The organism is Vibrio sp. 14G-20, assembly GCF_026241515.1.
GTDB lineage: Bacteria > Pseudomonadota > Gammaproteobacteria > Enterobacterales > Vibrionaceae > Vibrio.
The window spans coordinates 24,085-30,530 of the sequence record NZ_JAPHPW010000038.1 but is presented as its reverse complement, the minus strand read 5'-3'; the positions used below and the strand labels follow the sequence as shown (position 1 = coordinate 30,530).

General features: G+C 43.7%; 7 protein-coding genes. 3 read left to right on the top strand and 4 right to left on the bottom strand.

Annotated features, from left to right (window positions below):
- Positions 1-171: 171 nt before the first annotated feature.
- The 3 genes from OQJ75_RS21390 to pepT form a co-directional block, all read right to left on the bottom strand.
- Positions 172-1,014 (bottom strand): mechanosensitive ion channel family protein, encoded by an 843-nt coding sequence (locus OQJ75_RS21390; protein WP_265974793.1) that lies wholly within the window; start codon positions 1,012-1,014, stop codon positions 172-174.
- Between the two features lie 136 nt (positions 1,015-1,150).
- Positions 1,151-1,618, bottom strand: a complete 468-nt coding sequence (locus OQJ75_RS21385; protein ID WP_081230873.1) for a DM13 domain-containing protein — start codon at positions 1,616-1,618, stop codon at positions 1,151-1,153.
- Positions 1,619-1,694: 76 nt separating this feature from the next.
- Positions 1,695-2,927, bottom strand: a complete 1,233-nt coding sequence (gene pepT, locus OQJ75_RS21380; protein WP_265974794.1) for a peptidase T — start codon at positions 2,925-2,927, stop codon at positions 1,695-1,697.
- Between the two features lie 349 nt (positions 2,928-3,276).
- Between pepT and OQJ75_RS21375 the strand changes: the two genes are divergently transcribed.
- From OQJ75_RS21375 to OQJ75_RS21365, 3 genes are all read left to right on the top strand, one after another.
- Complete coding sequence (locus OQJ75_RS21375; protein ID WP_172378757.1) at positions 3,277-3,423, top strand: hypothetical protein; 147 nt, start codon at positions 3,277-3,279, stop codon at positions 3,421-3,423.
- A 372-nt stretch (positions 3,424-3,795) separates the two neighbouring features.
- Positions 3,796-4,848, top strand: a complete 1,053-nt coding sequence (locus OQJ75_RS21370) for an aldo/keto reductase (protein WP_265974795.1) — start codon at positions 3,796-3,798, stop codon at positions 4,846-4,848.
- A 211-nt stretch (positions 4,849-5,059) separates the two neighbouring features.
- The gene (locus OQJ75_RS21365) at positions 5,060-5,794 is read left to right on the top strand and encodes an RNA methyltransferase (protein WP_102474546.1); all 735 of its coding nucleotides are present in this window, start codon (positions 5,060-5,062) and stop codon (positions 5,792-5,794) included.
- A 96-nt stretch (positions 5,795-5,890) separates the two neighbouring features.
- On the opposite strand, the gene fdxA is transcribed toward OQJ75_RS21365, so the two are convergent.
- Positions 5,891-6,214: a ferredoxin FdxA gene (gene fdxA / locus OQJ75_RS21360; RefSeq protein ID WP_265974796.1), complete on the bottom strand. Its 324-nt coding sequence runs from the start codon at positions 6,212-6,214 to the stop codon at positions 5,891-5,893.
- Positions 6,215-6,446: the final 232 nt, after the last annotated feature.

The following is a 6,446-nucleotide window of genomic DNA, read 5'->3' as shown; positions in this document are numbered from 1 at the left end:
AGAGCCTACTCTAAGCTTAATGGCTTGAGAGTGAGGCGGACCATATAATTAAGCCGAGAGTCGATATTATCGCTCTCGGCTTTCTTTTGTTTGGACTTATTACTTAGGCGCTATAGCTTAGACGCTTTAGTTTAGACGCTATAGCTTGGTCGCTATGGAGTGATGAGCAAACTAAGCGCTCGTTGGGAATGCTTCCGCATACGCTTCCATAAAGTCTTTGCGAATATCTTGCTCTAAATGAATCGCTTTTTCGGTCGGACAGAAGATCATAAAGTGTACTTCTTGCTCACCTGTCGAACTGCTCGTGATATGGATGTGAGGCTCAGAACCTGGAAGATCAACGCCAGCGTGCTTTTCGATCACACCGTTGTAACGGCGGGCAACATCGATAAACTCTTCACAGTGCTCTTCAATTTTCACAATAAGACCCGGCACCATAGGGTATAGGTTTACAAAGTCTTTCACCGTCACAAAAAAGTTATGATAAACATAGCGTTTCATGAAGTTGAGGTTCTTTACCGGATAAGTGAAGAACATACTATTAGGCAGCGTGGCTGTCTTGCCAGTGAAGTGATATTGCCCATGACACAAATCGATTTCTTGAATCACAGTCGCCATCAAATTGTGCTCAATCACCTCACCGCTGATTTTACCCACTTCGATCCAGTCGCCGATTCTAAATGAGCGAGAACTCGCACGTTGAATAGAACCGGTGAAACACAAAATGATCTCTTTTGAGGCCACTACTATAGCAACAGCAATGGCCGTTACTGACAGCGCAAACTCGCTGATTTCGGATTTCCACAACACAAATAACGTTACAACAATAATCGCGAATGTGCCGTTTTTGGTTCGTGACATCCAGTTACGTTGGTCTTCGCTAAGGAAAGCAACATCACCTCTTATTTGAGATAAGGTGATTCGGCGAATGATTAATATAATAGTGATAATCAACGCACTAAAAATAAACTTATGAGCGAGTAGAAGATCAATTACTTGCCACAACTTTTCCATTACTTATTCCTTTAGCTTTATAACGACGAGCTTTACAACAATTAGCATTTTCACGATTAGCGGAAACTTCGCTATGAAAAAGCGCTCAATTGTTGAGCGCTTTCTTACGTACCTAAATCAGCTATTGGTAAGGCTATCATTTTATCTTGGCAGAAGTAATAAATTGACCAAAAGTTTCACACCAAATCACAACCGTATTAAATCGATTAAGATCAGTACCTTCGGGAAGCTCAACCATAAAACGGTCGAATGTTTTCACATCTCCGACTCTCAGTAACTCGTTCTTGCTGTCATTGAAAGCTTGCTCGGTTTCAATGAACTTAGGTGAGAGGTAGACCTTGTAATCAGGCCCCGGCGCCAATTCACCTTCAAAAGCGATCGCGCTTTCAGATACTGAGACGATGCCTTCTCCCCAGTGCAAGAAGTCACTGTCTTGTCGATCTTTAGTGAACTCACCCGTGTAGATAGCCTGCTCACTGATCGCTTCAACAGAACTTGAGGAAGGAGAATCAGGCTCAATCAAGATAGGTAATGCGTAAACACCCAGCCCAAAACCAAAAGCACCCACGGCTAAGTGGGTGCAAAGTAAAACTAACTTTTTCATCGCGTACTCCCTTATGCTTAAAGAGAGTATTATTGAATACTCTCAAAAATACAAAGAGATATAACGCTCTGATGTTCTATTTTTGGTAATGCGTTGCTGTACGTTGAGACAATTCGACAATCACTTTTACCGCTTGCTCCATGCCTTGAATGGTAATGAACTCATGAATTCCGTGGAAGTTGTAGCCGCCAGTAAAGATATTCGGACATGGTAGCCCCATGAAAGATAAACGAGCACCGTCTGTACCACCTCGGATAGGTTTGATCATTGGCTCAACATCGCACTCAATCATCGCTTGCTTCGCCAATTCAATAATATGTTGATGCGGTTCAACCATCTCTTTCATGTTGAAGTAGCTATCGGTTAGCACCAGCTCAACACGGCCTTTCTCAAGACGCTCATTCAGCTCATCCACTTTCTGTTGCATGAATGCCTTACGCGCTTCTACACCCTCACGTTCAAAATCACGGATGATGTAACCCAGTTCAGAGCGAGCCACACCCATTTCCGCCGACTTCAGGTGGTAAAAACCTTCATAACCTTCTGTGCACTCTGGTGTTTCTTGTGCTGGCATCATCAATTGGAATTGCGCTGCTATGTTCATCGAGTTCACCATTTTGCCTTTTGCGGTACCCGGGTGAACGTTCACGCCATGACAGATAACATCGGCGCTCGTGGCATTAAAGTTCTCAAATTCCAACTCCCCTACTGGGCCACCATCGATGGTGTACGCCCACTCAGCGCCAAATTTTTCAACGTCAAACAGGTTTGCACCGCGACCAATCTCTTCATCCGGTGTGAAACCAATGCAGATGTCGCCGTGTTTGATGTCTGGATTCGCTTTCAGGTAAGCAATTGCACTGATGATTTCAGCGATGCCCGCTTTGTTGTCGGCACCAAGCAGAGTTGTGCCGTCAGTCGTAATAAGGTCGTGACCATGTAAAGAATCAAGGTCTGGGTATTGGCTTGGGTTCAAACTCTCGCCACTTTCCCCTAATTCAATCGTTCCACCTCGGTAATCTTTAATCATTTGTGGTTTCACGTTGGCGCCTGATGCGTCAGGAGCGGTATCCATGTGTGCCACAAAGCCAATCGCAGGCACTGGATAATCGACATTCGACGGCAGTTTCGCCATCAAGTATCCATTATCATCTAAAGACACATCAACTAAGTCTAATGCCACCAATTCTAACTTTAAGGCTTCAGCAAAGGTAATTTGACCCGGTGAACTTGGGCATTGCTGATTAGAAGGATCGGATTTGGTATCAAAAGTAACGTAATTCAGAAAACGTTCTACAAGCTTTTCCATAATTCATCTCACCATGGATTAAGTAATTGATTTACTGACTTAATTATTAAGATAGATAAGCGATGTATTTTTAGAAACATACGAACGCACAGTCAGTAGCGAGGGTTTTCATCTTACGCCCCTGACCATGTATGTAATTGCTCTAAATCATTATTGTGCGAAATTAGATGCGCTTCCTATACTTGAAAACAGAGGGTTTCGTCAGTTCAACATTGCATACGGATGATAAGAGATCGCTTTGTACGCATTCTACGCCCTCCGCTCTCAGCCTAAAAAAAGTACAAAGTGGATGATGATCACAATTTATCCTTGATGCAGAATCTGTCATACGTTACACGGAGACACAGTTATGACGATTAATAAATATTTCATTTTCTCTCCTCAAGCCTCTGAGGAAACGCTTCAACCAGTATTAACTGAGAAAGAAGTTCAAAGGCAGGAAGCTCTAAGACAGGCGCAGACCCAGGGTGGATTAGACACAAACGCGACCTCGTAACTCAATGAATACCTAGCACTATTAAGACCCCTATAATAAAGCTCTACGCTCTATCCTGTAGAGCTTTTTTTATTTTTGATCTGTTCTCCTATCCCCCACTCCCAAAAAAGCTGAACATTAAACCTTCGCTCATTGCTTGTTGTTCTTCAATTCTCGCTCACCGTTTGGCTCATAGTTTCTCGCGAATGTATTTTCACGCATTGCACACACTAGCTTGCAGCGCTGAGAAATGACTCACTAAACTCCCCGATGCCATACCTTGTCGTGTCATTTTGTGCTAATAATTCATATTCGTTTTCATTCCTCACTCGCCCTCTTTTCAAAACTATAATGCGAGTACCAGAGAACCTAACCACAGGAACCCCGAATTCAATGGAATATTCAAAGCTAGGAAGTAGTCAAATTCCCGTTTCCCGTATCTGTCTTGGCAGCATGACTTGGGGGCTACAAAATACGCAACAACAAGCCGACCAACAGATTGAGTACGCATTAAGCCAAGGTATTAACTTTATCGATACTGCAGAGATGTACGCGGTTCCACCTTCTCCAGATACCTACGGAAAAACAGAAGCGATCATTGGTAACTGGTTATCGCGTAACCCACAGCGTCGACAAGAGTTGATCATTGCGAGCAAAATTGCCGGGCCTGGGCTTCCTTGGGTTCGAGATGGTGGCCCGATAACGGGTGAAGCCGTGATCGCCGCGGTTGATGCGTCATTACAACGCCTACAAACCGATTATATTGATCTTTACCAACTTCACTGGCCAAATCGCACTACACCTCACTTTGGTAAGCATTTCCCTAATCACATTCGATTCAGTGATATTGACCGAAAGCAGCATGAAGCTGAGATGTTGGAGATCCTACAAGCACTGGCAAGCTGCATTAAAGCGGGGAAAATTCGCCATGTCGGGCTTTCAGATGATTCCACTTGGGGCATTAACACATATCTCAAGCTGAGTGAAAAACACGATTTGCCACGTATGGTTTCGATTCAAAATGAATTTAGCCTGCTGCACGCAAAAGACTGGCCATATCTAATTGAGAACTGTGTGCATGAAGATGTCGCTTATCTGCCATGGTCACCTTTAGCTGCAGGCATGTTGAGTGGAAAGTACATCGATGGCGCAAGGCCGGAAGGCAGCCGTTGGACTTACATGCAACGTAAAGGCATCTTCCGTGATACTGAATCTGCCAATGAAGCGGTTAAAGGCTATGTTGAAGTAGCAAACGCTCACGGGTTTACACCAAGCCAACTTGCATTGGCATGGTGTAATCAAGTTGATGGTGTCACCTCCACAATTATTGGTGCAACCACCATGGAACAACTGAAAGAAAACGTAGCGGCTTTCAGCAAGCCTCTATCAGAACAGATACTCACTAATATCAACACAGTGTTTAAGCGCTACCCTGTTCCATATTAAGCTGTAAGTTCACCTAGCCTTCACAGTTCGCCTAACCTTCTCGGTTCAGCGAGACTTAGGTAAGTAAATCTCATAAGAGCGCGCTATTTAGTGCGCTTTTCTTTTCTAAGTGGGTCGCTTTTGCTTTTTATGTGGATCGCATTGAGTCATCACGCTTTTGGTTCTCCAACCTTTGCTCTATAATGCGCGGGCTTATATCTAGGATAAAAACATGATTTCAAAAAACCAATTAAAACTCCTTCGTGCTTTGGGCCAAAAGAAACAACGTAAAGCCCACGGCCTGTTTCTAGTTCAAGGTGAAAAGAACGTTCTTGAGCTGTTCAATAGTGACTTAGTCGTGAAGAACGTCTTTGCTACCGCTGATTTCCTATCTGAAAATCACGCGTCATTGATTGAGTTTGATTGTGTTGAAGCCTCACTAGATGACCTAACCAAGGCAAGCACTTTGGTAAGTAACAACGCAGCGATTGCTGTAGTTGAGATCCCAACGTTTGAATTACCAAAAGCAACTGGATTGATGATTGCGCTGGATGGCGTGTCTGATCCGGGCAACCTAGGTACGATTATTCGCGTAGCAGACTGGTATGGCATTAAGCATATCGTTGCGAGCAGCGATTGTGCAGACCCATACAACCCTAAAACAATCAGCGCGACTATGGGTAGCTTTGGCCGAGTACACGTAAGCCAAACAGACTTACCTGAATACTTAGAGCAAGCGAACCTACCTGTTTACGGCGCTTTCTTAGAAGGCGAAAGTGTTCATAAGACAGAATTTACTGCCAACGGTATTTTACTAATGGGTAGTGAGTCTCACGGCATTCGTGAACACGCCGCTAAATACGTGACTGATAAGATTACGATTCCAGCATTCGGTGGCGCAGAGTCTCTGAATGTAGCAATGGCGACAGGTATTATTCTCGACAACATGCGTCGTCAACATAGCTAGATCTCATAAGCTAACGAGCCAGTCGACAGTGTTCAGATATTAAAAAGGCGTATTGATTAAATCAGTACGCCTTTTTATTTGAGTTCTTTTCAACAATTACTTTTCTAGCATTGCCAACTTATCAGCGACACCATTCCACTTTTCAGCGTCATCCATCGGTGCTTTTACTTCCGTTTGTACTGGCCAGATCTCGGCAAGCTCGGCATTCACTTCAATAAAGACCTTTTGATCTTCTGGCAGTTCATCTTCTTGGAAGATCGCTTGAGCGTCGCATTCAGGTACACATAAACCACAATCAATGCATTCGATTGGGTTGATTACCATGAAATTCGGGCCTTCATGGAACGCATCTGCGGGGCATACCGCCACACAGTCTGTGTATTTACATTGAATACAATTATCGCCTACGACAAATGCCATGATGCTCTGCTCTATAAGTTAGTCAAAATTGAAGAATGGAGGATAATACTCATCCCAAGGCAAAATTCAACATCATACGGCTCTAATATCGTGTCTATTTGCTCCATGTTTCCAAATTAGTATGACAGATAAATCAATTTCTCGTAAAATGCGCGCCATTGTGAGCTTATCGCTTCTTTCAACATCAGCGTTTTCATCAAACTCTGCGTTTAGAAGCGGTCTAGCTAAGACA

Coding starts and splice junctions, on each gene's coding strand:
- OQJ75_RS21375 (WP_172378757.1), top strand. CDS start 3,277: ATGACGATTAATAAATATTTCATTTTCTCTCCTCAAGCCTCTGAGGAA.
- fdxA (WP_265974796.1), bottom strand. CDS start 6,214: ATGGCATTTGTCGTAGGCGATAATTGTATTCAATGTAAATACACAGAC.
- OQJ75_RS21385 (WP_081230873.1), bottom strand. CDS start 1,618: ATGAAAAAGTTAGTTTTACTTTGCACCCACTTAGCCGTGGGTGCTTTT.
- pepT (WP_265974794.1), bottom strand. CDS start 2,927: ATGGAAAAGCTTGTAGAACGTTTTCTGAATTACGTTACTTTTGATACC.
- OQJ75_RS21365 (WP_102474546.1), top strand. CDS start 5,060: ATGATTTCAAAAAACCAATTAAAACTCCTTCGTGCTTTGGGCCAAAAG.
- OQJ75_RS21390 (WP_265974793.1), bottom strand. CDS start 1,014: ATGGAAAAGTTGTGGCAAGTAATTGATCTTCTACTCGCTCATAAGTTT.
- OQJ75_RS21370 (WP_265974795.1), top strand. CDS start 3,796: ATGGAATATTCAAAGCTAGGAAGTAGTCAAATTCCCGTTTCCCGTATC.